Here is a 24,535-nt window from a genome sequence, read left to right on the forward strand (position 1 = left end):
ATTCCCCCATGAAAGGAGGTGTCGGATATGCTTAAAGTGGCGCGTCGAGGCGGACGGATAACGGCGCGAAGCGGAGAGGGCTGACGGCCCGGTTACGCGCCGGTCTCCAGCGCGGACTGAAGCCATCGAACGCCGCGCCAGCAGTACAAGATGAGGCCGAGAACGCAGAAGATACCGGTGACGAGCAACACCGCGTTTTCGAGGAGCGGTGACTCGATGAGGTGCAGTTTGAGCGCCACGGCCGTCGCCGCCCACGCTACCAGCAGCACGAGAAACGAGATGGACAGGAATCCCAGTAGCTGTCGCCGCACGAGTTAATCTTCTGTTACGAAGGAATGGAATACAATAACGATTGCGTTCGAGACGTCCTGCGAAGGACTCTGAAAACTCGTCACGGAAAGCCCACGAAAACTCGTCACGGAAAGCCCACGAAAACTCGTCACGGAAAGCCCACGAAAACTCGTCACGGAAAGCCCACGAAAACTCGTCACGGAAAGCCCACGAAAACTCGTCACGGGGAGTCCACGAAAACGGGGTCGCGTTACCGAACCGAATCCAACATCAGTTTCTGCTCGACGCGTTTGACCTCGTGTTGCACGTCGCGCACCGCGTCGATGTTCGCCGAGATGGACGACACGCCGCGGTTGACGAGGAAGCGAACCATCTCCGGTTTCGACCCGGCCTGTCCGCAGATGCTGGTGTTGATGTCGTGTTCGCGGCAGCAGTCGATGGTCTGACCGATGAGTTCGAGGACGGCGGGGTGGAGTTCGTCGAACCTGTCGGCGACGTTCTCGTTGTTGCGGTCCACCGCGAGGGTGTACTGCGTGAGGTCGTTCGTGCCGAAACTGGCGAACTTGATGCCCGCCTGTGCCATCTCCTCGATTTGAAGGGCGCTGGCGGGCGTCTCTATCATCACGCCCCACGAGCGTTTGTCGGGATCGATGCCCGTCTCGGCCATCAATCGCCGAGCGCGGAGGACGTCCTCCGCGTCGTTGACGAGCGGGAACATTATCTGGACGTTGTCGTAGCCCATCTCGAACAGCTCGCGGAAGGCGTCGAGTTCGTGCTGGAACACGTCCGGCTTGTCGAGGCTGCGGCGGATGCCGCGCCAGCCGAGCATCGGATTGTGTTCGTTCGGCTCGTTCTCGCCGCCCTGCAACTGTTGGAACTCGTCCGTCGGGGCGTCGAGCGTGCGGACGCGCACGGGTCGTGGATAGAACTCCTCCGCGACGCCGCGGATTCCCTCCACGATTTCGTCCACGTAGGCGTCGACGCCGTGGTCCTCGATGTACCGCTCCGGCGTCTTGTTGGTCGAGAGAATCATGTGTTCCATCCGGAGCAGGCCGACGCCGTCCGCGCCGGTCGCGGCGGCGCGTTCGGCGGCCTCCGGGATGGAGACGTTCACCTTGACCTCCGTCGCCGTCATCGGTTTGACGGGCGTCTTCGGTCGCGCGTCCTCGATGGGTTCGCGTTGGGACTCGCGTTCCCGTTCGGGTTCTCCCTCGCGGACGGTTCCCTTGTCGCCGTCCAAGGTGACGACTTGCCCGTCGTCGAGGGCGTCGGTGGCGTTGCCACATCCGACGACGGCCGGGACGCCGAGTTCGCGGGAGACGATGGCGGCGTGGCTGGTCATGCCGCCCTCGTTCGTGATGATACCCGCCGCCCGCTTCATCGCGGGGACCATGTCGGGCGTCGTCATCTCGGTGACGATGATGTCGCCGTCGCTGACCTTGTCGAGTTGGTCGAGTTTCGAGACGAGTCGGACCGCGCCGCTCGCGATGCCGGGGCTCGCGCCGAGTCCGTCGACGATTATTTCGTGACCGCCTCCCCCCGCCACCTCGACCGTGCCGCTACCGTCGGCGACGCCCTCGGACGACTCGGCTTCGATGGAGCCGTTGTCGCTGATGGTGGTTATCGGCCGCGATTGGAGCATGTAGACCTCGCCATCGTCGGGCGACGCCCGACTGCTCGATGAGCTCTGCTCATCGCTGTCCACGATGGCCCACTCGACGTCCTGAGGGGTCCCGTAGTGGGATTCGACCTCCTCGCCGAGTTCGATGAGTCGGTCGATGTCCGCCTCCGTGAGGACGCGGGCGTTCCGTTTGTCGTCCGGAACGTCCCGTTCGACCGTTTCGCCGGTCTCCGAGTCCTTCATGTGCATGACCTTCTTGTCGGCGATGGTGACCTCCTCGGCTTCGCCGGATTCGCGGTCGATGACGTAGTTGTCCGGCGACACCGACCCCGAGACGACCGCTTCGCCCAGTCCCCACGCGGCCTCGATGATTATCTTCCTCTCGCCAGTCGACGGGTGACTGGTGAACATGACGCCGCTCTTCTCGGCGTCGACCATCCGTTGGACGACGACGGCGATGTCCACTTTCCTGTGGTCGAAATCCTTCTCCTGCCGATAGTAGATTGCGCGCTGCGTGAAGAGGGACGCCCAACACTCCTTGACTCGCTCCACGAGGTCGTCACGGGTGATGTTGAGGAACGTCTCCTGCTGTCCCGCAAAGGACGCGTCCGGGAGGTCTTCGGCCGTCGCGGAGGAACGAACGGCGACGAACGCCTTCCCGTCGTCGAGGTCGTCGTAGGCGGCGAGGATACCCTCGCGCATGTCGTCAGGAATCTCCGTTCCGAGAATGAGTTCTTCCGCTCGCGACTCGGCCTCCGCCAGTGCCGCGGAATCCTCCGTATCGACGTCGGCGGCCTCGAACAACTCCGTCGCGATGCCGGTCTCCTCGATGAACCGTCGATAGGTCTCGGCGGTCACGACGAATCCCGGCGGGACAGGGAGGTCCGCACCGGTGAGTTCACCGAGCGAGGCCCCCTTGCCACCGACCAGTTCGAGGTCGTTTGCACTGATTTCGTCCAGCCAGAGTACAACCATTGCGTATGGGGGGAAACAAGCAGGTACATAAAGAATGTTCCGACCAGTTCGCCGTGGAAAAGTAACTCAGAACCGAATATACTTTGGATTCGCCACCGCGGCAGTTCGATCGTTTTCGGTCATTCGACGAACATGGCGACCAGTTCGGTTGCCCCATCGCGGGGTCGAACGACTCGGGACGTTCTGTCGTAGTCGATGAACTCGAAGTCGGCCAGTTTGGGCAGGTGATGGTGATGGAGAATCGATCGAACGACGGGTTCGTCCGTTCCGGAAAGCCGAGACGAGACGTGGTCGGAGAGTTCGTTCAAGTCGATGGTGTCGGTTCCGGACTCGTGAAGAAACGACAGAACTGCTCGACGCTCCGGTCGTTGTAAGGCGTCGAAGGCGTTCGAAAGGTCGTCCCTCGTCAGTTCCGGCGTCGCTGCTCCGGACTCGGTTGGCGTATCGCTGTCAGTCATGATTACTCCGACCCGCCCGGATAGCACGGTGAACCGATAGAATGGGGAGTGCAGAACTACCCGAGTAGGTACGATAGAACAGATGCAGAGGATTGTTAAATAGTTTTCTGTGACTATGTATAACTTACAGCAACGATTCGTCGGCCGACGCGTTGACGCCCGTTCGGATCGTGACCCCGACGATGAAAGCGCGCACACGGGACGGCGAGCGAATCGAATGTGACGACTTCGAAGAGCGAAGCGAGGGCATCGTCCTCCGAGGACGCCGTTCGGGGGTCGTCGGCTACGTACCGTACGAGATGCTGGCGTCCGTCAGGCGAACCCGGACGCCCGTGGATTCGACCAGTCTGGCGAGCGTGGGTTACGACTCGGAGGACGAGATACTCGAAATCGAGTTCCACAGCGGCGGCGTCTATCGGTACGTCGACGTTCCCCAGTCGGTGTATCAGGACCTGCTGAGCGCCCGCTCACACGGGTCGTATTTCCACGAGAACGTCAGGGGCGCATACGACTATCGTCGGATTCGATGAGGTACTAACACTCGATGATGTCGTCCTCCTCCGCGTCCGGGACGACCAAACTGCCGTCCAGCGCGGTCGTCGCGCGACCACCGACACGGACCGCGTTCTCGTCGTCAACCCGCACGCGCACGTAGCCCGGTCGGTCCACGAAGTGCCCCTGTTCCAATCGGAGTTCGTCGGGGAATCCGCCCGATTCGCCATCGTTGTCGAACGCGTCGTGGACGTCCAGATACGCCGCCACCGACCCGCTCGCCGTTCCGGTCACGGGGTCCTCGGGAATCCCCACTGCGGGCGCGAACATCCGCCCGTGGAGCGTCGAACCCGCCTCGATGGCGTCGAACGTGAAGACGTAGACGCCGAGCGCGCCGACCTCCTCGCCGATTTCCTCGATGGTTTCCATGTCCGGGTCGGCACCGCCGAGGTGTTCGAGGAAGTTGACGGGCACGACGAGAACGGGAAATCCCGTCGAGGAAACCGCGAGCGGGAGGTCCTCGCCCACGTCGCGGAGCGCCGCCGGGTCGATGCCGAGCGCCGCGCCAAGTCGCTCGTACTCGATATCGACCGACTCGACTTCGGGGTCATCCTGAGTCATCCAGACGGTTCCGTCCGCTTCCACATCGATGTCCAGCACGCCGACGTTCGTTTCGAGCGTGTGCGTTCCCGGTTCGACGCGGTCGTCTTCGAGCAGGTGAACGTGCGAAGCGATCGTCGCGTGGCCGCAGAGGTCGACTTTCGTCGTCGGCGTGAAGAACCGAACCCGGCGGTCCGCGGCATCGCTTTCGACGAAGAAGGCCGTCTCGCTCACCGAGAGTTCGCGGGCGACGGCCTGCATCTGGTCGGCCGTCAAATCGTCGGCGTCGGGGACCACTCCGGCCGCGTTTCCGGCCAGCGGTTCGTCCGTGAACGCGTCCACGAGCAGCGTTCGACAGGTTTGCATGTCCTGTGGGTGTGTTCGGAACGGTGTTTAAGCCTCGGTTCTCGATATCCGTGGGCGGTTGAATAGGATTTCCCGTCGTCCATTCCCATCGCGGTCAAACCGAATCCGTCGTCGGTTCTCCCTCGTCTTCGATATCACTCCGCGATTCTCCTGCCACGCTACATTTCTTGTTATCGGAGGAGGAAGAATGATAAACGCCCAGTACATTCGGTTCGTATCGAGTAGCGGCGGTAAGCACGTCTGCTTCCGCTTTTCGGACGGGAGTAAACGTGGTCCACTGGTATATGGAGAGTAGATTGATTGTGATCCGTTTGTCTCACTGCCTCATGTTGCACTACGCAGAACTAAGCGAGACTGGCAAGCGTATCAAACTCAAAGAATTCTAGAAACCCGATATGAGTTCTCTCATATTACGAAGAGAGCATCCAGACCGGTTCAGACGACTATTCAGCAAATATATACGTCATTTACGCATGGATGGCTGTATATGGAACTGAATATTTTTATCTCACTAGTTTCGGGAGTATTGTCGGTACCATATTTTAGCAACGCAATCAGTACGCTCAAGATATTTTGGCCGATTCGCTCGGGGACATACACAGAAAAACAGATTACTGACACAGGAGATACAGTCCTATTACGAGGAGACATAACCGTCGACTCACCTCCAGAGGGATCTACCCAGCTATTTCCGGCTTATAATCCAGCAGTAGGAGCATATCTGTGGCGGATCTCACATAGCGATAACCTCTATGTTATCGATCTAAAAGATAGAACGATATCTCGGACTAAAGTGGGGTACGAGTCCGGAATCGAATGTGGGGAATTCTCGATTACTACCAACGAGGGAACTGCAAAGATCGATCCGACGTGGCTTATCCGCACCCATAATACAATTCCATTATCCGAGGCAACCATCTCAACAATACCAAGAACCATCAGTGTCTCGCCCAGTATGTGGTCGTCGCCATACATCCATCTGACGAGCACCGAGACCGTACATGAGATCGAAGACGTTATCGATCTGATCGAGTCAAAAGGCGACAGAGCACGCCAGTACTACGTCCAGGCAAAGCCCATAGAGAACGGAACAACACTCACAGTATACGGGAACCTTCGTATTGAGGACGGAACTCCAGTACTCTACGGAACTGATGCGTTACCTCTAGCGGTTACGGATCAAGAATCGACGGAATTTCGTCGCTATCTTACGAGGCGGCTAGTAAAATACGGCGTACTTGCACCGCTACTCGTTGTCGTTGCGATCTTCAACTGGTTTGTTATCTGAGTTCTACTGTATAGTCGTTTTGAGCCAACCAACGAAGACCGCGATCCCAACACCAACGTTACTGATGTGCCAGAGAAGGGCATCGGCTTGGATGATCTTCTCACCGAGGGTATCCATGTGTGTTAGTAGACCTCTTCTACCTGAAGAAGTTACTTTCCGAAAACGCCCACCGTGTGTAGTATAATCACACCGAGTCCAAATAAAGTGAACCAAGCGAATGTATCAAGGCCAAAGAAATCCGGGAGTGGTGATCCACTGAGTTGAACCGCTATTGCAGTGAGTAAGATGGACACGATACCGATCACATTGCCCCGGGTGCGGCGATGTTCTGTACTCATTGTCGCTATAATTCTGTGTAAGCGGTAATAAATCTCCGCTTATATTGCATGACGTGCTGTATCCAGCTCAATTCGAGATCCCGAATATTTTCCACTACCGCTTATACTGCCCACAGGAAGTAAACCGTCCAAACCGGCCAAATTCGAAAATTCGACCTCACTGCCGTCGCATGTTCTACTTCAGTTATCGAACCAATCACGCATCTCGAAACGCGATGAAATCCCAGAAATCAGACTGCACTTCCCCTGTTAGTTCGGAATAGCCGGATTCGATACCGTAATCGAATAGACATCGATTTCTTCACAAAACTTATGCCTGCAACTCGTTGCAGTAAGCTATGGAACGAAATACGCTCGTTTCCGCCCTCCTCGCGTACACCGTCCTCGCAGCGGGTATAACGGTCGTTCCGCTCGCATACATCTATGGCAAAGCCATCGGCCTGCTGCTGATCGCGTCCCTGTTCGTGTTCTGCTTTCTCCATGCACGGACCGGAAGCGCCCCGACCATGGCGATAGAAGGTGGTGAGGGAAACGACTTCGTAGAAACGGACGCCGCACCATCACAGTTGCACGTCGGGTCCTCGCTCCCCACGAACAACCGAGCGATTCTCACGTTCTACCTCCTCGGCATCGTCCTCTGGAGCCTCGTTGCGACCTTCGCCGTCGTCTGAGATACTGCGTGAGTTTCTCGTCTGTCTTCCCCCTCGTTCTGCTACGAGAACACCACGGACGCAACGAACTGGAGGCGTGGGGTGAAAGATGTGCGCCTTGCATTCAGTTCCGATGGCGATTACGACGACTCAACGACGTAGCCTCCGGTAACGTGCGTCGAACGAGTCCGGCAACGAGCACGACCAAAAGGAAATAGGAGGAGTTCAAATATTTCAAATCAGTATCGAGAGTAATGCATGAGTCATTGAAAGATGTGGGACTAGCTACGAGGTCACTCTCACTTGCAGTCGGTATTTTGCTCGGCAGCAGGGTGAGCGAACTGTTTGGGTTTGGCTCGGTCTTGAAATTCGTGCTTATGTTCGGCTCGACACTGTTGTCCATGGTCTGCATTTGGTGGCTCCGGCAAATCGCGTATGAGAGCGGATAATCGTTCACGCCGAGTTTTTGTTGTATTCGGACGTCGTCCTCTCGATTTTCGGGGTGATTGGCAGCACTAACTACTGAAACGATAAAAATGAGATCCAACTCGACTCGAACGCCGTTACGACGACTGAACGACGTAGCCGCCGGTGACGCGCAAATCGAAGGAATCCGTCGAGGAGTCGGGGACTGCGACGGTCAGGGAGACGTCGCGGACGAAGGCTCCGTCGCGGGCGTCGTCGTCGGTCAACTCGAACGTGGTTCGATTCCCCTGCACGGAGAGCCATCCGGTCCCGGCGGCGGTGCCGGACACCTCCGCGGTCGCCTTCACCTGCTTTCCCAAACCGGCCGCGCCGGACACCGAGAACGATTCCAATGACAGTTCCGGTCCGTCGGTCGAAACCGTGACCGTGGTGTCGAACGTCTCGCGGTAGGTGACCGACCCGTCGCCGGTTCCGCCACCGCCGCTGCCGCCGTCTCCGCCGCGACCACCATCACCGCCACCACGACCATCATCGCCGCCGCGTCCGCCACCGCTCCCACCGTCGCCGCCACCGCCTTCACCGGGTTCCTCGGTCAGCAGTTCGACGCCGAGTTCCGACTCGACGGCCGCGATTTTGGAGAAGATGGTCTGGCGCGAGGACCCGGCAAAGAGCAGGCCGACGAGTTCGCCGGTCGAATCGAGAAACACGGGCGACCCGCTGTCGCCGCCCTTGGACATCGGCCCCGCGATGAGTTGGTCGCGGAGTTTGATGGTGCCCGCGTCGCCGTAGTTCACGCGGACGCTCGCGCCGGTGGCCTTCACGTCGCCCTGCGTGACGCCGGTTGTGCGGCCCGATTTCGTCACCGTCTGGCCCTTGAGCGAGCGGTAGTCCTCGCGGCGGACGCTCGTCGGCCACGAGTCGTCCAACTTGTAGTACTCGGGCGATTCCCGCTCGGGGTCCACGGAGCGCGCCGCCGCGTCCACCAGCGCGCCGTCCTCGACGGTGACGTAGCCGCGCAGTTCGCCGGTCTTGTCGTCCGGCATGCTCCCGCCGTCCCTCGGCGACGGCTGGATGATCGGTTCGCCGAACTCCCCTTCGTTCACTCGGGCGTAGACGTGGTTGTTCGAGAGGCGCACGAGGTCGCCCTCGGAAACCGAGTCGTCCCAGTTCGCTTTCGAGGAATCCGTCACGCGGGCGGGGTACGGTCCGGCGGTCGCCGCCGTCGATTTCGCGTTGATTTCGCTGACGCCGCCGACCACCGGTCGGTGGCGGTCTTGCCGGCCCGCCTCGGCTTCGGGGAGCGGTTCGAGGAACGAGAGCGCGTCGAACCCGTCGCGTTCGTCGCCGTAGCCCGCGTCCTCGACGCGGACGGTGACGCCGGAGACGCGCTTTTTCACGTTGTCCTCGTCGGCGAGGTCCGCGTCGGGGAGTTTCTGCGAGACGAAGACGGTGAGCGTGTTCGTCTCCTCGTCGTAATCGACGGCGAGGACGTTCTTGCAGTCGAGGAGGTGTTCGTACTCTTGTGTATGTGTCATGTGTATCTCGTCACGACAGCCGTTCGGCCGGGGGGTGTTTTCATCGGGCTATTCAATGATATTAAGTCGTGTGTGGTAATATAGTTCATGGTGGTCGCGGAAGTAAAATTTCGAGGGTGAATCGGCGAGGCGGCGACCTGTAAACCGTTAAGTGTGACGACGCGCGAGGTTCGGATAGAATGAGCGACATCCCGGACGATTTCAAATGCACCATCACCAACTGGGATTACATCTACAGCCTCTGCCGTGACGTGAGCGAGCAGGTGAAAGCCTCCGACTTCGAACCCGACGTCATCGTGGCGCTCGCACGCGGTGGCTGGTTCGCCGGGCGATGTATCTGTGACTTCCTCGGCTTGGACGACCTGACGAGCCTCAAGATGGAACACTACGTCGGTGCGGCCAAGAAATCGAGCGAACCCGAAGTCCGCTATCCGATGCCCGAGGGAAGCGTCGAGGGCAAGGACGTGCTCATCATCGACGACATCGCGGACACGGGCGGGTCGCTCAAACACGCCTGCGAGTACGTCGAGGACCGCGACGCCGGGGAGATTCGAACGGCCACCCTCCAACTCCTCCAGACGAGCGAGTTCGAACCCGACTACATCGGCGAGCGCCTCGAAGAGTGGGCGTGGATGGTTTATCCGTGGAACTTCATCGAGGACATGATAGACATCACGAGCGGCGCGATGGACCGGGCCGACGACGAGGTGTTCTCGAAGGACGACATCCGCCACTACCTCAACGAGTACCACGACGTGGAGCGAATCCAGATGGAAATCGCCCAACCCGACCGCTTGAGCGAGGTCCTCGAAGAGATGGTTCGGCGGGACGTCCTCGCCCGCGAAAACGACGGCTGGCGACTGCTGAAGAACGCGACGGGCGTCCAGTAGCCGTCGAGAGACCATGGACACCATCAATGCGCTCGCGGAGGCGTTCGCCCTGAAGGACGAACGCCGAACCGGGTGGCAACTCCGGGGAATCACCGACCCCGAGACGGTCGCGGGACACACGTGGGGCGTCGCGCTGCTCTGTTTGCAGTACGGAAACGAGGCCGACATCGACATCGACAGAGCGCTTCGCATGGCGCTCGTCCACGACCTCGCGGAGGCAAAGACCGGCGACGTCGCCACCCGCGTGAACGACGCCGACCAGCGCGTTTCGGCGACGGAGAAAGACCGACGGGAACGCGACGCCATGGACGCCCTCGCGCCCGCGCTCGACCCCGAAATCCGCGACCTGTGGGAGGAGTACGAGGCCCGCGAGACGTCCGAGTCCCTCTTCGTCAAAGATATGGATCTGGTGGACATGTGCCTGCAAGCGCTCGTTTACGAACGCGGGAACCGCTACGACGGCGAACGGGAGAACGAACAGTTCAAGGAGTACGAGGACCTGGACGAATTCTTCGCCACGGCGGAACCGAGACTCCGAACCGCGGTCGGACGGGAACTGTTCGAGGAGATCCGGACGCGCTACGAGACGGTTCGGGACGGGGGAGAGGGCGGAACGGACGAGTAATCAGTCCGCCGCCGGCGATTCCGGGTCCGTCTCGGCGTCGGAATCCGTTTCCGGACCCACATCCGCCTCGATATCCGCGTCCGTACTCGTACCGTCCGCATCCGCGACCACCGCTTTCTTCCACGTTCCGCGGAGGAACCACGCGACGGCGACGATTGCGCCGACGGTGTCACCGAGCGCGACGCCCGTCCAAATCCCGGTCGGACCCCAGTCGCCGAGGAAGACGAGGAGGTAGGTCGCCGGGACGCGGACGACCCACAGCGTCACCATCGAGAACGCGAGCGCGGTTCTGGTACTGCCCGCGCCGCGGAACGCGCCGAGGACGACCTGGAGGACGCCCATGAAGACGAACATCGGAGCCATGATTCTGAGGTAGTCGCTCCCGTAGGCGATGGTCGCCACGGCTTGCGGCGAGTCGGCGGAGAGGAACGCGGAAACGAGCGGTTCGGGGACGAGAAACGCCACGAGCGCCACCACGAACATCACGCCCGCGACGAGCGCTCCGGCTAAGCGAACCGACCGCTCCGCGCGGTCCGGTTTCCGCGCCCCGAGGTTCTGCCCGACCATGGTGTTCGTCGCCTGCCCGAGTCCCATCGCGGGGAGGAAGACGAGCGAGGAGAGACGGTTTCCGAGGCCGTAGGCGGCGACGACCGCCGGCGGGAACGTCGCCACCATCCCGGTGAGGACGACCATCGCCAGCGAACTCGTGGACTGTTCGGCGGCGGTCGGAACGCCGATGCGGACGATTTCCCGAATGCGGTCCAGGTCCGGCGAGAGGTGTTTCCGTTCGACGCTCGGTCCCGCGTCGGTGCCGAAGATGACGTACAGGCCGATGACGGTGGCGACGGCCCGCGACAGGACGGTAGCTATCGCCGCGCCCCGAATGCCCATGCCGTCGAACGATCCGACGCCGAAGATGAACAGCGGGTCGAGGACGACGTTCAGCAGGACGCTGACGGCCATGATTCGCATCGGCGGTCGGGTCTCGCCGTAGCCCTGCATGAGCGCCGAGAAGACGAAGAAACCGAAGAGGAACGGCGATCCGAGGAAAAACACCCGCATGTAGTCGGCTGCCATCGGAACGATGACCGTGGCGGTCTGCTCGTCGGCGGGGAGCAGGCCAAGCATCGGATCCACGAGGAGATAGCCGACGACGCTGATGACGACCGCGACGATGGAGACGAACGAAAGCGTCTGTCCCGCCACCGCGCTCGCCTCCTCCTCACCGCCAGCGCCGGTGTGCTGTGCGACGAGGATGCTCCCGGCCGTCGTGAACCCACCCCCGATGGAGATGAGGAAGAAGATGATGGGGAACGCGAGCGAGAGCGCACCGACCGCTTCCGAGGAGAGCGCGCCGAGCCAGAACGTGTCGGCGATGTTGTACGTGACCTGCAAGAGCTGAATGACCACGATGGGCCACGCGAGGCGAACCATGGGTCCAACGAGCGGACCCTCCGTGATTCCCGTCGCAGAACGAGGAGATGACATGGAACGTACCCACTCAGGGAACCTATTTTAAAACGCGTATGGTATGATGTCATATCGCACGGGAGTGTGACGGAAGTCGAAGAGCGTGAGACGAGAGACGGGAGAGGACGTGAGCCGAACCCGTGTCGTTTAGGTGGGCACCGGAACGAGTACCCGACATGATAGGCTTCATCGGCGGAAGCGGCATCTACGACGCGCTGCCACTCGAAAACACCCGCGAGGAGAACGTGACGACGCCCTTCGGCGAACCGAGCGCGCCCGTCACCGTCGGCAAACTCGCTGGGAAGGAAGTCGCCTTCCTGCCCCGACACGGCCCGAAGCACCAGAAGACGCCGACGGAAGCGCCCTACCAGGCGAACATCCACGCGCTGAAGCAACTCGGCGTGGAGCGGATTCTGGCCAGCAACGCGGTCGGAAGCCTTCGCGAGGAACTCCCACCACAGACGCTCGTGGTTCCCGACCAGATTTTCGACCGGACGAAACACCGGACCCCGACGTTCTTCGGCGACGGCATGGTCGTCCACATGCCGTTCGCGGACCCGTACTGCCCGCACATGGTGTCTCACCTCTCGGACGCGAGCGGCGAGGCGACCGACGCGGACCACCACTCGGGCGGCACCTACGTCTGTATCGAAGGCCCGCAGTACTCGACCCGCTCCGAGAGCGAGTTCTACCGCGCACAGGGCTTCGAAATCATCGGCATGACGGCGATTCCGGAGGCGAAACTCGCCCGCGAAGCCGAGATGTGCTACGCGACGGTGGCGGGCGTCACGGACTACGACGTGTGGAAGGAGGACAGCGAAGTGACGTTGGAGGAAGTGTTGGAGAACGCGGCGAAGAACGAGGACGCCATCAAGGAGGTCGTCGAACACGCGATTCGGACGATGCCCGAGGAGCGCGAGTGTGACTGTGATCACGCGCTCGAAGGCACCATCAACACCCCGACTGAAGCGATTCCCGAGGAGACGCGCGAGGAGATAGACCTGCTCGCGGGCGAATACCTCTGAACCCGGGTCGAGACGAGCCTCGGGTATCGCTCCGAACGTTCCGAAAACTTACACCAGTGCGCGAACGATATCGGGACATGGCGGACCAGAGCGAAATCGTCAGCGTGCTGGTGGCGCTGGAGTTCGTCGTGATGGCTTCGGTTGTGTTGCTCTTGGTTCCGTTCGAAACCGCTGTTTCGGTCATCCCGCTGCTGTTGATTTTCCTGATAGCCCTCCTGCTGTATCGTTCGTGAGTTGGCACGCACGGGGAAACGGAACCGACGGGCGAAGACGCGGATCAAATCCGAGGGACTCGTTCACGTCTTCGCCCGGGGCGCTTGAGGGACGGTTTTACTTCCCCTACGCACACATAGGACCCATGGACGAGAACGCGCTCACGATGACGCCGGGACCGACGGCGGTCCCCGAGGAGGTCAGACAGGCGATGGCGGAACCGGCGATGAACCCGGACGTGAATCCCGAATTCGAATCGTACTACGGGACAGTACTCGACAAACTGGCGCGGGTGTACGGAACGGACGACGAGATGGTCGTCCTCGGCGGCGAGGGTATCCTCGGATTGGAAACTGCCGTCGATTCGTTGGTCGAGGAGGGGGACGACGTGCTCTGTCTTGCCAACGGCCTGTACGGCGACGGGTTCGCGGATTTCGTGGAGATGGCCGGTGGCAACCCGATACTCCACGACGTCGATTACAGGGAGGCGTTCGACCCGGACGAAGTGGCCGCGCTCGTGGAGGCGGGCGATTTCGCCGCCGCGACGATGGTCCACTGTGAGACGCCGACCGGCCTGTTAAACGGATTCGGCGAGATTCTGCCGACGTTGCAGGACGCGGGCGTGTTGACCATCGTGGACGCCGTGTCGTCGCTCGGCGGAGCGCCGGTTCCGGTCGAACACATCGACGTGTGTCTCGGCGCGTCCCAGAAGTGTTTCAGTTCGCCGCCCGGCCTGACGACCATGTCCGTCAGCGATGCGGCGTGGGAGAAGGTCGAGGAGACGGAACAGAACGGGTTTTACACGAGTCTGGAACCGTGGCAGGACGCCGACTTCTCGTTCCTTCCGTACACGCACCTCGTTTCGAACCTCTACGCATTGGAGGCGTCGCTGAATATGATTTTGGACGAAGGGCGGGAAAACGTGTTCGCGCGGCACGAAACGGCGGCCCGCCGCTGTCGTGAGCGCGGCGAGGAACTCGGACTCGAACCGTTCCCCGGAACGGAGTCGCTCTGTTCGCCCACCGTCACGGCCTTCGAAATCGAGGGACGGGCGGAGGAGATACAGGAGCGGTTGTACGACGACCACGGAATCCTCGTCGCGACGGGACTCGGGGAGATGGCGGCTGACCTCCTCCGAATCGGTCACATGGGGTACGGTGCCGACCTCGAAGCCGTCGAGAAAACGATGGACGCGCTCGAAGCGGTCCTCGATTAGTCCGCGAGGAGTTCCGGCGGTTCCTCGTCGTCTGCACCGCGGGCGTCCTGCACCCAGAGGTCGCCGAACAGGTCGTCCTGTTCGAGGGTGAGCGTTCCCCGATGGGCGAGAAACAGAAGAGCGAGGTACGTCATCACCCGCGTCGAACCGACCATCTCGATTTCCGCGTAGAGTACCTCCGTCCGTCCCGCTTCGTACTGTGAAACCAGCGCGTCCCGCACGTCGTCGATGACCGTCTCGATGTCCTCGTCGTGGGTCGTGCCCGTCACCTCCGACTCCGTGGGTTCGTCGTCGAAGCGCATGTCGTCGCCCGAGTGGTAATCGAGCGTCTGTGTCCCGCGTTGGAAGCCCTGCGGCGACCCACTCGTGTCGTAGGTCCGCGACTCCTTCCACCACGACCCGCGTTCGCGTTCCCGGAGTTCGCGGACGAGTTCGTCCAGCGTCTCCGGTTTTCCGCGGGCGTTCTTCCGGTCGAGTCGGCGCTCCATCTCGTCTTCGAGCGACGCGACGGGGTCGACGCCGTCCGTCTCGTCCATCGACATCGGTGCCTCCCAGGGTTCGAGTTCCTCCTCTTCCGGTTCGTCCTCCGTGATCAGGGCGTCGCTTTTCATCCGAAGGAGGACGCTGGCGTAGAACAGCGCCCGTCCCGACGTCCTGAGGTCCGTGCCGTCCAATCGGTCGAGGAACTTGTCCGTCACGTCGACGATGTCGATGTCCCACGGTTCGATTTCGCCCTCCTCCGCGAGTTGGACGAGGAGTTCGACCGGTTCCACCTCGTCGTCCGAGTCCTCCGTTGGCAGGTCGGCCAGGAGGTCGGACTCCTCGCGGTCACGGTCCTCGTGACCGGCGATATTCAACGGGATGTCGTCCGAAGAATCGCTACTCGCGGCTTTGCCGCTCGTGTTTCGGTTTTCCTCCGGAAAACCGTCAGTCACCCGCGGGCACCTCCTGCTCCCCGTCCAACCGGATACCAGTCACGCTGCTCACGTTGTCCCCTTGCATCGTCACACCGATGGCCCGCTCCGAGCGGTCGAGCATCGCGGAGCGATGCGAGACGACGACGAACTGTGCGTCACCCGCCAGTTCGTGCACCATCTCGCCGACGCGTTCGGCGTTCACGGCGTCAAGGAAGGCGTCCACCTCGTCCAGCGCGTAGAACGGTGCCGGGTTGTAGCGCTGGATGGCGAAGATGAACGCCAGCGCGGTCAGCGACTTCTCGCCCCCGCTCATGGCGTCGAGACGCTGGACGGGTTTGTCCGCGGGTTGCGCTTTCATCGTCAACCCGCCGTCGAACGGATCGTCGTCGTTTTCGAGGAACAGTTCGCCCGACCCGGCGGACAGGCGCGTGAAGATGTCCTGAAAGTGCTCGTCGATGGCGTCGAAGGCCTCCATGAACGTCTCCTTCTTCTGTGATTCGTAGGAGTCGATGCGCTCGCGGATGCCGTCGCGCTCCTCCACTAGCGTCGCCTTCCGCTCCTTCAGGTTGTCCAACTGGCTCTCGACCTCGTCGTACTCGTCGATGGCGAGCATGTTGACCGGTTCGAGTGCCTCCATCTGTCGAGTGAGTCGGTCGATGTTCGACTGCACCTCGTCGTGGTCCGGCACGTCCTCGGGGTCGTACTCACCGACCTCCTCGCGGAGTTCAGCCACCTCCTCTTCGAGACGACTCGCGCTCCGCTGAAGGCTTTCGAGGCGGTTTTCGACGCCTTCGACCTTCGACTGCTGGGCGTCGCGTTTCGACTTCGCGTCCTGCAGTTCCTCCTTCAATTCGGCGCGTTCGTCCTTGAGTTCCGTGAGTTCCTCTTCGAGTTCGGACACCGCCTCGCGCTTTTCTTCGAGGGTCTCCTCCCGCTCGGCGATGTCCGATTCGAGGTCCGAAATGAGGTCTTCCTGCTCGGCCTTTCGATTCTGAGCGGACTCCACGTCGTCGTGGAGGTCGTCGATGGCGTCCTCCGCGTACTGCTTTTCGAGTTGCAGTTCGTTGAGTTTGCCGTCGAGCGAATCCATCCGCTCTTCGAGCGTGTCGATTTCGGCCTGCACTTCGTCGGCCTCGCTCGTCAACTCGGGAATCTTCGAGTCCGCGAGTTCGCTTTCGAGGTCCGCGATGTCGGCTTCGATATCGGCGATGGTCTCGTCGTGGGCGGACACCTCGGCGTCGAGTTCCTCCATCCGCTCGGTGACCGACTCGCGTTCTTCCTGTATCTCCTCGATGTCGTCCTGTAGCGACCCAATTTTCTCCTCGATGCTTTCGAGTTCGGACTCCTTTCGCTCGATGTCGTTCTCGATGCTGCGAACTTGGTCCGTCGCGTCGGTCTGTCGGTCGCGGGCGTCGTCCAACCGCTCCTCGACGCCGCTGATGGACTGACGAATCGACTGGCGTTCGTCCTCCAACTCGTTGATTTGGCGCGCCACACGCTCGATTTGGCCCTTGCCGGAGGCCGAAAAGGAGTAGCGCGACCCGCTGGTCGAACCGCCGGTCATCGCCCCGCTCTTTTCCACCAGTTCGCCCGAGAGCGTCACGAGGCGGAAGTCGCCCATCAACTCGCGGGCCGTCTCCATGTCCTCCACGACGAGTGTGTCGCCAACGACGTAGGAGAACACCGACGCGTACTCGGAATCGAAGTCGACGAGGTTGTACGCGAAATCGACCACGCCCGGCGTGTTGGGCAGGGACGGTAGACGGCGCTTTTGCATCTTCGTGATGGGAAGGAACGTCGCCCGCCCCGCATTTCGCTGCTTCAAATACTCGATACAGCGCTGTCCGACGCTGTCGTCGTCCACGACGACCTGCGCCAGTCGGCCGCCCGCCGCCGTCTCGCAGGCCGTGGCGTACTGCTGACTCACGCTGCCGAGTTGCGCGACCGCACCGTGAACGCCGTCCACCCCGCCGTTCAGAATCGTGGAAACGGCGCGACCGAACGACGAATCGCCGCTCTCGTTCGCCCGCGCGTCCAGTTCGGCGTACTCCTGCTGTTTGGACTGTATCTTCCCTTCCACCGCATCGAGGTCCGACTGGAGTTCGGACTTTTCGGCCTTCAGGTCGGACACCACATCCTCGATTTGGCTCGCGTTTCGTTCGGCTTTGGTCAGTTCGTCGGCCAAATCCCCGAGTTCGGTTTCGAGTTCCGGAATCCGGTCGCGTGCAGACGCGAGTTCGTCCTGCTTCTCGTTCACCGAGTCCGAACGCCGCCGTGCCTCGTCCAACAGGCGGTCCTTCTCGCGCTGGCGCTCGTTTTTCTCGCTCTTCTTCTCTTCGAGCGCTTCCTTCTTCTCGGCGAGGTCTGCTTTCACCTCGTCGTACTCGGTGTCGACGTTCTCGATTTCCTCCTCGATTTCGGCGAGTTTCGACTCCTCGGTTCCGATTTCGCCCTTGACGGAGGCCTTTTCGATTTTGATGTCGCGGATGTCGCCGCCCAACTCGTCCACCGTCTCCTGCTTGCGGTCGATTTCGACGAACGCCTGCCGTCTGCGGTTTTCCGCGTCCGCTATCTTCTCCTCCGCCGTCTCGATTTTGTCTTTGAGGCGGGAAATCTCCCCTTTGACCTCCTCGATTTCGCTCTTGATGGCGAGCTGTTCGTCCTCGCCCTTGCGCTCGATTTCGGCGTTGAGTTCCTCCAGTTCGTCTTCGAGGCGGACGACCGTTCCCTGTTTTTCGTCCAACTCGCGCTGAAGGGAGACGAGTTCCTCCTTTCTTTCGTCGATGTCCGTTCGGGTCGCGTTCAGATCGGAGCGCTTCTCTTCGAGTTCGGCGGCCTTCAGGTAGCCCTCGTACTCCTCTTTCTCCTCGCGGAGGCCCTGATATTCGAGCGCCGTCTCGCGCTCGTCGCGCAACTGGTCGAGTCGGTCCTCCTTCTCCTCGATTCGGAGTTCGGCCTCCTCGACTCGGTCCTTGACCACTTCGAGTTCCTCCAGCGCCGCGTCCCGCTTCGCGTCGAACTCCGCCACGCCGGCGATTTCGTCGATGATTTCGCGCCGTTCGAACGGCGTCATGTTGATGATGCCGGTCACGTCGCCCTGCATGACGACGTTGTAGCCCTCCGGCGTCACGCCCGCCTGCGCGAGCAAGTCCTGGATGTCCGAGAGGTTGACCGAGCGTCCGTTCAGGTAGTAGTACGAGTAGTAGTTGTCCTCGGTCTGCTTGACCCGGCGTTTGATGGTGATTTCGTCCACGTCGCCGACGTTGTCGGTACCGGCGGCGTTGACGACTTGCGTCCGGTCGAGGGTCCCATCGCTGTTGTCCAGAACGACTTCGACTGACGCTTCGAGCGGCCCGCTGCTCGCCGATTCGTCCCCGTCGTGGCCCGGGTTGTAGATGAGGTCGGTCAGTTTCTCGGCGCGGATGCCGCGGGTTCGTGCCAGTCCGAGCGCGAAGAGAACGCTGTCGATGATGTTGCTCTTCCCGGAGCCGTTCGGACCGGTAACGACGGTGAAGTCCTCGTAAAACGGGATTTCGGTCTTCCGGCCGAAGCTCTTGAACTTGTCGAGGACGAGCGTTTTGATGTGCATGGATTGCTCGTGGGAAAGAGAAGTCCTACGCGACGATGATGTCGTCACCGAGTTCGGACGACTCCTCTTCTTCTATGTCGTCCTTAGACTCATCAGATTTAGCCTCTTCGGCCTGTGTCGATTCCGGTTTCGCGTCCGTTTTCGCCGCTTCCGCTGCTTCCCGTGCCTGCTCCAGTTCGCGGATGCGCTGGTTCGCCTCAACCAATTCCTCCGTCAGGCCGCGAATCGTCGCTTCCAGTTCTTCCATTCGGGATTCGAGCGAACCGATTCGGTCGCGCTGGCTAGTCATACATCGTATGCGTGACGGTTTATCAATAAATGTGCGTCAGACATACGGCAGACAGTTGATAAAATCCGGCAGAACGTGACAACGGGGAATAATCAACACCGGTCGACGACAATTTTTACGACATCGCCGCGTTCGTGTCTGGAAACCGCCACAACATCATTAGGAGAGCGGGTTGAGCGCCGAACCGTGAACCGACGGCAAGTACTTACGGCGGTCGGAGCAGGGCTTTCCGGTGGCATAGCGGGCCGTCTGTCTCCGGTTCAAAACGGGGCGACGAAAAAACGAGACGTCCGAACGGTTCAAATCGGAGAGACTGCGACGCTGAAAGGGGGCATCCACATCACCGTCGAGGAGGTCGAGTTCAAGGACCGATACGTCAAGCTGGGTTCGGCGGTCACCCCGGCGAAGGGAAAGCAGTTCGCCATCGTCTCCGTCGAAACCAAAAACAAAGGGAAGGAAAAGCACGAGTTGCCGAGGGCGATAACGCTGAAACTCAAAGCGAACGGCAAGAGCTACTCGACGACGAGCTATACCGGTAGCGAGTACACGCGATATCAGTATCGAGGTGGGCAGAGCAAACCGGGAGCGATACGCGACGGTGAACTTCGATTCGAAATCCCGAAGTCGGTCTCACAGTCGGAACTCACCGTACAGTGGACGTACACGGAACTGAACAGACCTGTCGTCATCAGATGGCGAGGACAGTGAACGACCACGACGCGATTATCGGGTAGTACTACCGCGCATCGTACGCGGGGATGCCCCCGTTCGAAGCGTCCCGTAGGCTTTTAACACTCACCCGACCAACCAGTCTGTAATGACTGCTCAGGCTGTCCAAGAGGGCGAGCTCGTGGCCGTTATCGGCCTCGAAATCCACGTCCAACTGGAGACGGACACGAAGATTTTCTGTGGGTGTTCGACCGACCAAGACGACGCCGAACCGAACACCTACACATGTCCGGTCTGTCTCGGACTTCCGGGGTCGCTCCCGGTACTGAACGAGGCGGCCGTGGAGTACGCCGTCAAAGTCGGCAAAGCCATCGATGCCGACATCCCCGAGGAGACGACCTTCCACCGGAAGAACTACTTCTATCCCGATCTCCCGAAGGGGTTCCAGATAACCCAGTACGACGCGCCTATCTGCCAGAACGGCGAACTGGAGTTCGGATTCGAAGGCGACACTCGAACGGTCGGTATTCACCGTGCCCACCTCGAAGAGGACCCCGGAAGTCTCCGTCACGTTCGGGACGGGACGGGCGATATCGAAACGCGAACCGTCGGCATCGACCGCGCCGACTACACTCTCGTCAATTACAACCGCGCCGGGACACCACTGATGGAAATCGTCACCGATCCCGACTTCCGCGAACCCGGCGAAGTCGTCTCCTTCCTCGAAAAGCTCGAAGAGGTACTCGAATACCTCGGCGCCTTCGACTCGACGCGAGACGGCAGTCTGCGCATCGACGCGAACCTCTCCATCGTCCCCGAAGCGGACGTGAACGACGACGGGTCGATTCCCGAGGACGTTCTCACGGACGCGAACCGAACCGAGGTCAAGAACATCTCCAGTCACAAGGGCGCGGAAAGCGCGCTCGCCTACGAGGAAAGTCGACAGAAGAACCTCATCCGGCGCGGAAAGGCCATCGAGCAGGAAACCCGGCACTTCAACGAGACGCACGGTTCGACCGTCTCGATGCGCTCGAAGGAGGCCGAGAAGGACTACCGCTACTTCCGCGAGGAGGACTTACCGCCGCTCCAAGTGAACGACTGGAAGCAGAAGCTCGAAATTCCGGAACTGCCGGACGCCCGCCGCGAGCGGTTCCGCGAGGAGTACGGCCTGAACAAGGAAGCAGCGAGCAAGCTCACGTCGAGCAAGCAGGTCGCCGACTTCTACGAGGACGTGGCCGAGGAGTTCGACCCCGACCTCGCCGCGGCGTGGGTCGCCGACAGCCTCCTCGGCGAACTCAACTACCGCGACATGGAAATCACGGACGTCGAGGGGCGACTGGGCGAGTTCAAGAACCTCATCCGACTCGTCGCCGGGGACGAGATTACGGCCAAAAACGCCGAAGAGACGGTTCTCCGCGAGATGCTGGACGAGGGCGACGACCCCGAAACCATCATCGACCGCGAGGGACTCGGGAAAGCCGACTCGGGCGAAGTCGAACGGGCCGTGACGGAAGCCATCGAGGAGAATCCGGACACGGTCGAGGACTACCACGCGGGCGAAGGCGGCGCTATCAACTTCCTCGTCGGACAGGTCATGCAGAAGACCGGCGGCAGTGCCGACCCCGGAAGCGTGAACGGCATGCTCCGCGAGCGACTGGACGAGTAATTGCGAACAGGCGGCACGGGCGATGATTGCGATGGGGAGTGCCACACACCCGCCTCGACCCCATCGTGACGGTCGGCTATGTCATGCGGCGATTTGGCTTCGTTTTCGGGTTTAAATCTACGGACGAGGTGAGCTCGAAATCGAGAAATCTCAGAGTCGCCGGAGCACGTCAGCGCCGACCAGCACCGCTGCCCACTCGACAATCTACTCCGTTTCCGGGCTCGTCTTCATGAAGGTATGTCGTTCCGATTGGTAGACGACGAAGTAGCCGTCGGGAGTGTCCACGATTCGGTTCGCGTGTGGAAGCTTCTTGCGGGTTTTCACGGACCCTTCCTCCACGGCAGTTCTCGTCCGGCGTGATACGTGTTTCCCGTCGATTGCCACGTCTTCCAGCACAGTCGTAGCCGACACGCATTCGAGACCGAGGACGTACGAGCCGTTTCTCTACTCCGCGGTCCGCCGGTAGAGGGGGTGGTTTGCGTTGAACGCGACGTACTGCTCTTTCGGATACAAGTGCCTCCCGAAGGAAGCTCGACTGGTCACGGGATGGTCTACTCTGACGGTGCCGTTCAGTGCGCGTGCTTCGTAAACACAGAGTCGAGAGATGTCGTGTTCGCGGAGACAGTCGATGCCCGCGATTTCGTCGAATCGCCCGTCGTCGGCGATGGAGAGTGTATCGTTTGTGGGCGTGATTTCGGCACTTTTGTACTCGTATCGTGTCCCGGTGATGTGGAAGGCGGGCGCGTAGAGAGGGACCGTCACGAGGAGGGAGAGGCGACGCTTCGAATCATCCATATCCGTTTTCTGCGTTCGAAAACACATACGTTTTCTGGCTTTTAGTTCCGCGTGCCGGAGAGTACGTCTGGACGACGACCCCGACACGAGTAGTCCACCGACGAACCCGTCATGATGATTCTTACCCGTGGGGACCGTTTGCTGGAACGGATGAACCGAGTCGGGATCGGGTCGAACGGGGGAGATGGGGGATGGACGCAGCGAGCGAAGAATTGAACGTCCGGTCGGTCGCTCTGGGCCTGCTCGCGTCGTTGTTCGTCATCGCTCTCATCGTGTGGTTCGTCGGTGTCGACGCGGTCATCGTCGCATTTCGGGCGGCGAACGGGTACGTCATCGTCGCCATCATCGTCGCCGCGTCGCTCTGGCTGATATCGTGGAGTTCCGCCCTTCACGCCCTCCTCTCCTTGCTCGACCATCCGCAGACGCGGCAACGGACGGTGCTGATATACATGTGCATCGTCTTCGCCAACAGTATCACGCCCTTCGCACAGGCCGGTGCCGAACCGCTGGCCGCGCTGTTCGTCTCCCGATCGACGGGTGCGGAGTACGAAACGGGGTTGTCGACGGTAGTGAGCGTCGACACCATCAACCTGCTTCCCTCCGTCGGATTAGCGATGGTCGGACTCGGGTATTTCACGGTGCGTGCGACGCTCAATCCCCGACTCGAATTCGCGGTGACCCTCTTTTTCTCCGTCGCCGTAGCGGTCGCCGTCATCGCCGTGTTCGCGTGGCGGTCGCGGGACCGACTCGCGACATCGGTTGTCGGCGGCATCTCACGACTCTTCGAATGGATCGATAGAAGGACGCCGTTCGACGCCGACCTGCCGGAGCAGGAATTGGAACACCGGGTTTCGGTGTTCGTCTCGAATCTGGAACGAATCGCGCGAACACCCCGTGTTCTCGCCGTCGGACTGTTCTTCTCGGCGGGCGGGTGGCTGTTCCTGACGACCGCACTGTGGCTTTCCCTCTACTCGTTCGGCTACGCTATTCCGGTCGAAGCGCCGTTGTTTATCGTACCGCTCGCGATGACGGCGAGCATAACGCCGCTTCCGGGGGGTTCGGGCGGTATCGACGCGGCGTACATCATCCTGCTCGTGAGCGTGACGAAGGTGCCGCTTCCGACGATCACGGCCGCGCTGCTCGTCTTTCGAGGGACGACGTATCTGCTCCCCATCGTCGCGGGTGGTGCGGCCGTCACGATTCTCGAATCGAACCGCCGCTGACGGTGTGGCACAGGAGAACACATCACGGATATAGAAGGGCATGATTCGTCGACAGGTGTATCGAGAACCTCCGGTATGGAAAAATTGATAGCGTAGACGATAGTGCCATAAGCCGGATGTTCGATTGGCTAGCGGATACCATACTCTCGTTTGTCACGAAGTATGGATATATAGCAGTCTTCATCTACCTGACACTCGAAACGGCCTTCATTCTCCACTTCGCGCCGAGCGAAATCGTTGTCCCGTTCGCGGCCACGCAGCTCGTTCACGACCCGATCTCGTTCGCCGTTTTCGTCGCCGTCTCGACCACCGGAGCGACGGCGGGGAGCCTCCTCGGCTACTACGTGTTCGGGAAGAACGGAAAGACGGCCCTCAACCGATACGGGCACGTCCTTCACGTGTCCGAGTCGGATTTGGAGCGAAGCCAACGCTGGTTCCGACGGTGGGGTCGCAGTTCCGTTCTGTGGGGCCGCATGCTTCCGCTGATGCGTGCCGTCATCTCGATTCCCGCCGGACTCGCCGAGATGGATTTGCGTACTTTCACCGTCTACTCGGCGGTCGGGTCGCTCGTTTTCAACGTGTTTCTCACCTACCTCGTGTACGAAGGAGCAGGGGAAACCTCGCCGCTCGATTGGATCATCCACGCGGCGTCGAGCGCGCTGCGGGGGAACCTGGTCTTCGTCGTAAGCCTCGGATTCGTCCTCACGGTCGGCGTTGTCGGTGTCTGGCTCGCCCGTGAACACCTCAAGCGGGAATTCCTGTTGCTGCGCTAGAGACTCCGTAACCTCCGTGTCGATGTTTTCGCTCGGAATCGCCGGACGAACGCACTGCTGGTGGCTTTCGCTCATGAAATTCCATGGTCATGAATATTAATTTATTGTTGATAGAGAAAGAAAAATATATTCTCG

General features: G+C 60.8%; 23 protein-coding genes. 12 read left to right on the forward strand and 11 right to left on the reverse strand.

What is annotated here, in order from left to right:
- Positions 1-92: 92 nt before the first annotated feature.
- The 3 genes from ACGYLY_RS11275 to ACGYLY_RS11285 all read right to left on the reverse strand — a co-directional run bounded on the left by ACGYLY_RS11275 (position 93) and on the right by ACGYLY_RS11285 (position 3,345).
- A complete protein-coding gene (locus ACGYLY_RS11275; RefSeq protein ID WP_395281523.1) occupies positions 93-311 on the reverse strand; it encodes a hypothetical protein in 219 nt (72 codons plus the stop codon).
- A gap of 230 nt (positions 312-541) precedes the next feature.
- Positions 542-2,887: a pyruvate, water dikinase gene (gene ppsA, locus ACGYLY_RS11280; RefSeq protein ID WP_395281522.1), complete on the reverse strand. Its 2,346-nt coding sequence runs from the start codon at positions 2,885-2,887 to the stop codon at positions 542-544.
- Between the two features lie 119 nt (positions 2,888-3,006).
- Complete coding sequence (locus tag ACGYLY_RS11285; protein ID WP_395281521.1) at positions 3,007-3,345, reverse strand: hypothetical protein; 339 nt, start codon at positions 3,343-3,345, stop codon at positions 3,007-3,009.
- A gap of 182 nt (positions 3,346-3,527) precedes the next feature.
- Here ACGYLY_RS11285 and ACGYLY_RS11290 point away from each other — a divergent pair, with 182 nt between their 5' ends.
- Complete coding sequence (locus ACGYLY_RS11290; protein WP_395281519.1) at positions 3,528-3,875, forward strand: KTSC domain-containing protein; 348 nt, start codon at positions 3,528-3,530, stop codon at positions 3,873-3,875.
- Between the two features lie 4 nt (positions 3,876-3,879).
- Here the strand turns inward: ACGYLY_RS11290 and ACGYLY_RS11295 are convergent, their stop codons facing one another.
- Positions 3,880-4,803: a PhzF family phenazine biosynthesis protein gene (locus ACGYLY_RS11295; protein WP_395281517.1), complete on the reverse strand. Its 924-nt coding sequence runs from the start codon at positions 4,801-4,803 to the stop codon at positions 3,880-3,882.
- A 487-nt stretch (positions 4,804-5,290) separates the two neighbouring features.
- On the opposite strand from ACGYLY_RS11295, the gene ACGYLY_RS11300 reads away from it, so the two are divergent.
- Complete coding sequence (locus tag ACGYLY_RS11300) at positions 5,291-6,091, forward strand: hypothetical protein (RefSeq protein WP_395281516.1); 801 nt, start codon at positions 5,291-5,293, stop codon at positions 6,089-6,091.
- 676 nt (positions 6,092-6,767) lie between these two features.
- The gene (locus ACGYLY_RS11305) at positions 6,768-7,100 is read left to right on the forward strand and encodes a hypothetical protein (RefSeq protein ID WP_007979560.1); all 333 of its coding nucleotides are present in this window, start codon (positions 6,768-6,770) and stop codon (positions 7,098-7,100) included.
- Between the two features lie 542 nt (positions 7,101-7,642).
- Here ACGYLY_RS11305 and ACGYLY_RS11310 read toward each other — a convergent pair.
- Positions 7,643-9,040, reverse strand: a complete 1,398-nt coding sequence (locus tag ACGYLY_RS11310; protein ID WP_395281515.1) for a hypothetical protein — start codon at positions 9,038-9,040, stop codon at positions 7,643-7,645.
- 179 nt (positions 9,041-9,219) lie between these two features.
- Here ACGYLY_RS11310 and ACGYLY_RS11315 point away from each other — a divergent pair, with 179 nt between their 5' ends.
- Together ACGYLY_RS11315 and ACGYLY_RS11320 are read left to right on the forward strand one after the other, a co-directional pair.
- On the forward strand, positions 9,220-9,930 hold the full coding sequence (locus ACGYLY_RS11315) for a phosphoribosyltransferase (protein ID WP_395281514.1): 711 nt from the start codon (positions 9,220-9,222) through the stop codon (positions 9,928-9,930).
- A 13-nt stretch (positions 9,931-9,943) separates the two neighbouring features.
- Positions 9,944-10,555 carry an HD domain-containing protein gene (locus ACGYLY_RS11320; protein WP_395281513.1) on the forward strand — a complete coding sequence of 204 codons (612 nt, stop codon included), beginning with the start codon at positions 9,944-9,946 and terminating at the stop codon, positions 10,553-10,555.
- Here the strand turns inward: ACGYLY_RS11320 and ACGYLY_RS11325 are convergent, their stop codons facing one another.
- Entirely contained in the window at positions 10,556-12,043 is a 1,488-nt protein-coding gene (locus tag ACGYLY_RS11325; protein ID WP_395281512.1) for an MATE family efflux transporter, read from the reverse strand.
- Positions 12,044-12,201: 158 nt separating this feature from the next.
- Between ACGYLY_RS11325 and mtnP the strand changes: the two genes are divergently transcribed.
- From mtnP to ACGYLY_RS11340, 3 genes are all read left to right on the forward strand, one after another.
- Positions 12,202-13,050, forward strand: a complete 849-nt coding sequence (gene mtnP / locus ACGYLY_RS11330) for an S-methyl-5'-thioadenosine phosphorylase (protein WP_395281511.1) — start codon at positions 12,202-12,204, stop codon at positions 13,048-13,050.
- A 77-nt stretch (positions 13,051-13,127) separates the two neighbouring features.
- Entirely contained in the window at positions 13,128-13,283 is a 156-nt protein-coding gene (locus ACGYLY_RS11335; RefSeq protein ID WP_395281510.1) for a hypothetical protein, read from the forward strand.
- A 125-nt stretch (positions 13,284-13,408) separates the two neighbouring features.
- Positions 13,409-14,479, forward strand: a complete 1,071-nt coding sequence (locus ACGYLY_RS11340; RefSeq protein WP_395281509.1) for a pyridoxal-phosphate-dependent aminotransferase family protein — start codon at positions 13,409-13,411, stop codon at positions 14,477-14,479.
- Here the strand turns inward: ACGYLY_RS11340 and ACGYLY_RS11345 are convergent.
- Genes ACGYLY_RS11345 through ACGYLY_RS11355 form a run of 3 tightly spaced genes read right to left on the reverse strand, consistent with a single transcriptional unit; the run spans position 14,476 to position 19,274 of the window.
- Positions 14,476-15,414, reverse strand: a complete 939-nt coding sequence (locus ACGYLY_RS11345) for a segregation/condensation protein A (protein WP_395281508.1) — start codon at positions 15,412-15,414, stop codon at positions 14,476-14,478. The genes ACGYLY_RS11340 and ACGYLY_RS11345 overlap by 4 nt on opposite strands.
- Positions 15,407-18,985, reverse strand: a complete 3,579-nt coding sequence (gene smc / locus ACGYLY_RS11350; protein ID WP_395281507.1) for a chromosome segregation protein SMC — start codon at positions 18,983-18,985, stop codon at positions 15,407-15,409. The genes ACGYLY_RS11345 and smc overlap by 8 nt, the downstream gene beginning before the upstream one ends.
- 25 nt (positions 18,986-19,010) lie before the next feature.
- Positions 19,011-19,274 (reverse strand): hypothetical protein, encoded by a 264-nt coding sequence (locus ACGYLY_RS11355; RefSeq protein WP_231184667.1) that lies wholly within the window; start codon positions 19,272-19,274, stop codon positions 19,011-19,013.
- Positions 19,275-19,460: 186 nt separating this feature from the next.
- On the opposite strand from ACGYLY_RS11355, the gene ACGYLY_RS11360 reads away from it, so the two are divergent.
- The gene (locus ACGYLY_RS11360; protein ID WP_395281506.1) at positions 19,461-19,982 is read left to right on the forward strand and encodes a DUF4352 domain-containing protein; all 522 of its coding nucleotides are present in this window, start codon (positions 19,461-19,463) and stop codon (positions 19,980-19,982) included.
- Between the two features lie 109 nt (positions 19,983-20,091).
- Complete coding sequence (gene gatB / locus ACGYLY_RS11365) at positions 20,092-21,609, forward strand: Asp-tRNA(Asn)/Glu-tRNA(Gln) amidotransferase subunit GatB (protein WP_395281505.1); 1,518 nt, start codon at positions 20,092-20,094, stop codon at positions 21,607-21,609.
- A gap of 204 nt (positions 21,610-21,813) precedes the next feature.
- On the opposite strand, the gene ACGYLY_RS11370 is transcribed toward gatB, so the two are convergent.
- Both ACGYLY_RS11370 and ACGYLY_RS11375 read right to left on the reverse strand, forming a co-directional pair.
- Positions 21,814-22,020, reverse strand: coding sequence for a hypothetical protein (locus ACGYLY_RS11370; RefSeq protein WP_395281504.1), 207 nt, complete (start codon positions 22,018-22,020; stop codon positions 21,814-21,816).
- Positions 22,021-22,053: 33 nt separating this feature from the next.
- Positions 22,054-22,404 (reverse strand): hypothetical protein, encoded by a 351-nt coding sequence (locus ACGYLY_RS11375; RefSeq protein WP_395281503.1) that lies wholly within the window; start codon positions 22,402-22,404, stop codon positions 22,054-22,056.
- 191 nt (positions 22,405-22,595) lie between these two features.
- Between ACGYLY_RS11375 and ACGYLY_RS11380 the strand changes: the two genes are divergently transcribed.
- Together ACGYLY_RS11380 and ACGYLY_RS11385 are read left to right on the forward strand one after the other, a co-directional pair.
- Positions 22,596-23,627, forward strand: coding sequence for a YbhN family protein (locus ACGYLY_RS11380; protein ID WP_395281502.1), 1,032 nt, complete (start codon positions 22,596-22,598; stop codon positions 23,625-23,627).
- A 116-nt stretch (positions 23,628-23,743) separates the two neighbouring features.
- On the forward strand, positions 23,744-24,400 hold the full coding sequence (locus tag ACGYLY_RS11385; RefSeq protein WP_395281501.1) for a DedA family protein: 657 nt from the start codon (positions 23,744-23,746) through the stop codon (positions 24,398-24,400).
- Positions 24,401-24,535: the final 135 nt, after the last annotated feature.

Source organism: Haladaptatus sp. CMAA 1909 (assembly GCF_043952005.1).
In the GTDB taxonomy this organism is placed as follows: Archaea; Halobacteriota; Halobacteria; order Halobacteriales; family Haladaptataceae; genus Haladaptatus.

Coding starts and splice junctions, on each gene's coding strand:
- gatB (WP_395281505.1), top strand. CDS start 20,092: ATGACTGCTCAGGCTGTCCAAGAGGGCGAGCTCGTGGCCGTTATCGGC.
- ACGYLY_RS11305 (WP_007979560.1), top strand. CDS start 6,768: ATGGAACGAAATACGCTCGTTTCCGCCCTCCTCGCGTACACCGTCCTC.
- ACGYLY_RS11315 (WP_395281514.1), top strand. CDS start 9,220: ATGAGCGACATCCCGGACGATTTCAAATGCACCATCACCAACTGGGAT.
- ACGYLY_RS11290 (WP_395281519.1), top strand. CDS start 3,528: ATGAAAGCGCGCACACGGGACGGCGAGCGAATCGAATGTGACGACTTC.
- ACGYLY_RS11310 (WP_395281515.1), bottom strand. CDS start 9,040: ATGACACATACACAAGAGTACGAACACCTCCTCGACTGCAAGAACGTC.
- ACGYLY_RS11325 (WP_395281512.1), bottom strand. CDS start 12,043: ATGTCATCTCCTCGTTCTGCGACGGGAATCACGGAGGGTCCGCTCGTT.
- smc (WP_395281507.1), bottom strand. CDS start 18,985: ATGCACATCAAAACGCTCGTCCTCGACAAGTTCAAGAGCTTCGGCCGG.
- ACGYLY_RS11335 (WP_395281510.1), top strand. CDS start 13,128: ATGGCGGACCAGAGCGAAATCGTCAGCGTGCTGGTGGCGCTGGAGTTC.
- ACGYLY_RS11285 (WP_395281521.1), bottom strand. CDS start 3,345: ATGACTGACAGCGATACGCCAACCGAGTCCGGAGCAGCGACGCCGGAA.
- ACGYLY_RS11340 (WP_395281509.1), top strand. CDS start 13,409: ATGGACGAGAACGCGCTCACGATGACGCCGGGACCGACGGCGGTCCCC.
- ACGYLY_RS11320 (WP_395281513.1), top strand. CDS start 9,944: ATGGACACCATCAATGCGCTCGCGGAGGCGTTCGCCCTGAAGGACGAA.
- ACGYLY_RS11385 (WP_395281501.1), top strand. CDS start 23,744: ATGTTCGATTGGCTAGCGGATACCATACTCTCGTTTGTCACGAAGTAT.
- ppsA (WP_395281522.1), bottom strand. CDS start 2,887: ATGGTTGTACTCTGGCTGGACGAAATCAGTGCAAACGACCTCGAACTG.
- mtnP (WP_395281511.1), top strand. CDS start 12,202: ATGATAGGCTTCATCGGCGGAAGCGGCATCTACGACGCGCTGCCACTC.
- ACGYLY_RS11375 (WP_395281503.1), bottom strand. CDS start 22,404: ATGGATGATTCGAAGCGTCGCCTCTCCCTCCTCGTGACGGTCCCTCTC.
- ACGYLY_RS11355 (WP_231184667.1), bottom strand. CDS start 19,274: ATGACTAGCCAGCGCGACCGAATCGGTTCGCTCGAATCCCGAATGGAA.
- ACGYLY_RS11295 (WP_395281517.1), bottom strand. CDS start 4,803: ATGCAAACCTGTCGAACGCTGCTCGTGGACGCGTTCACGGACGAACCG.
- ACGYLY_RS11380 (WP_395281502.1), top strand. CDS start 22,596: ATGGACGCAGCGAGCGAAGAATTGAACGTCCGGTCGGTCGCTCTGGGC.
- ACGYLY_RS11300 (WP_395281516.1), top strand. CDS start 5,291: ATGGAACTGAATATTTTTATCTCACTAGTTTCGGGAGTATTGTCGGTA.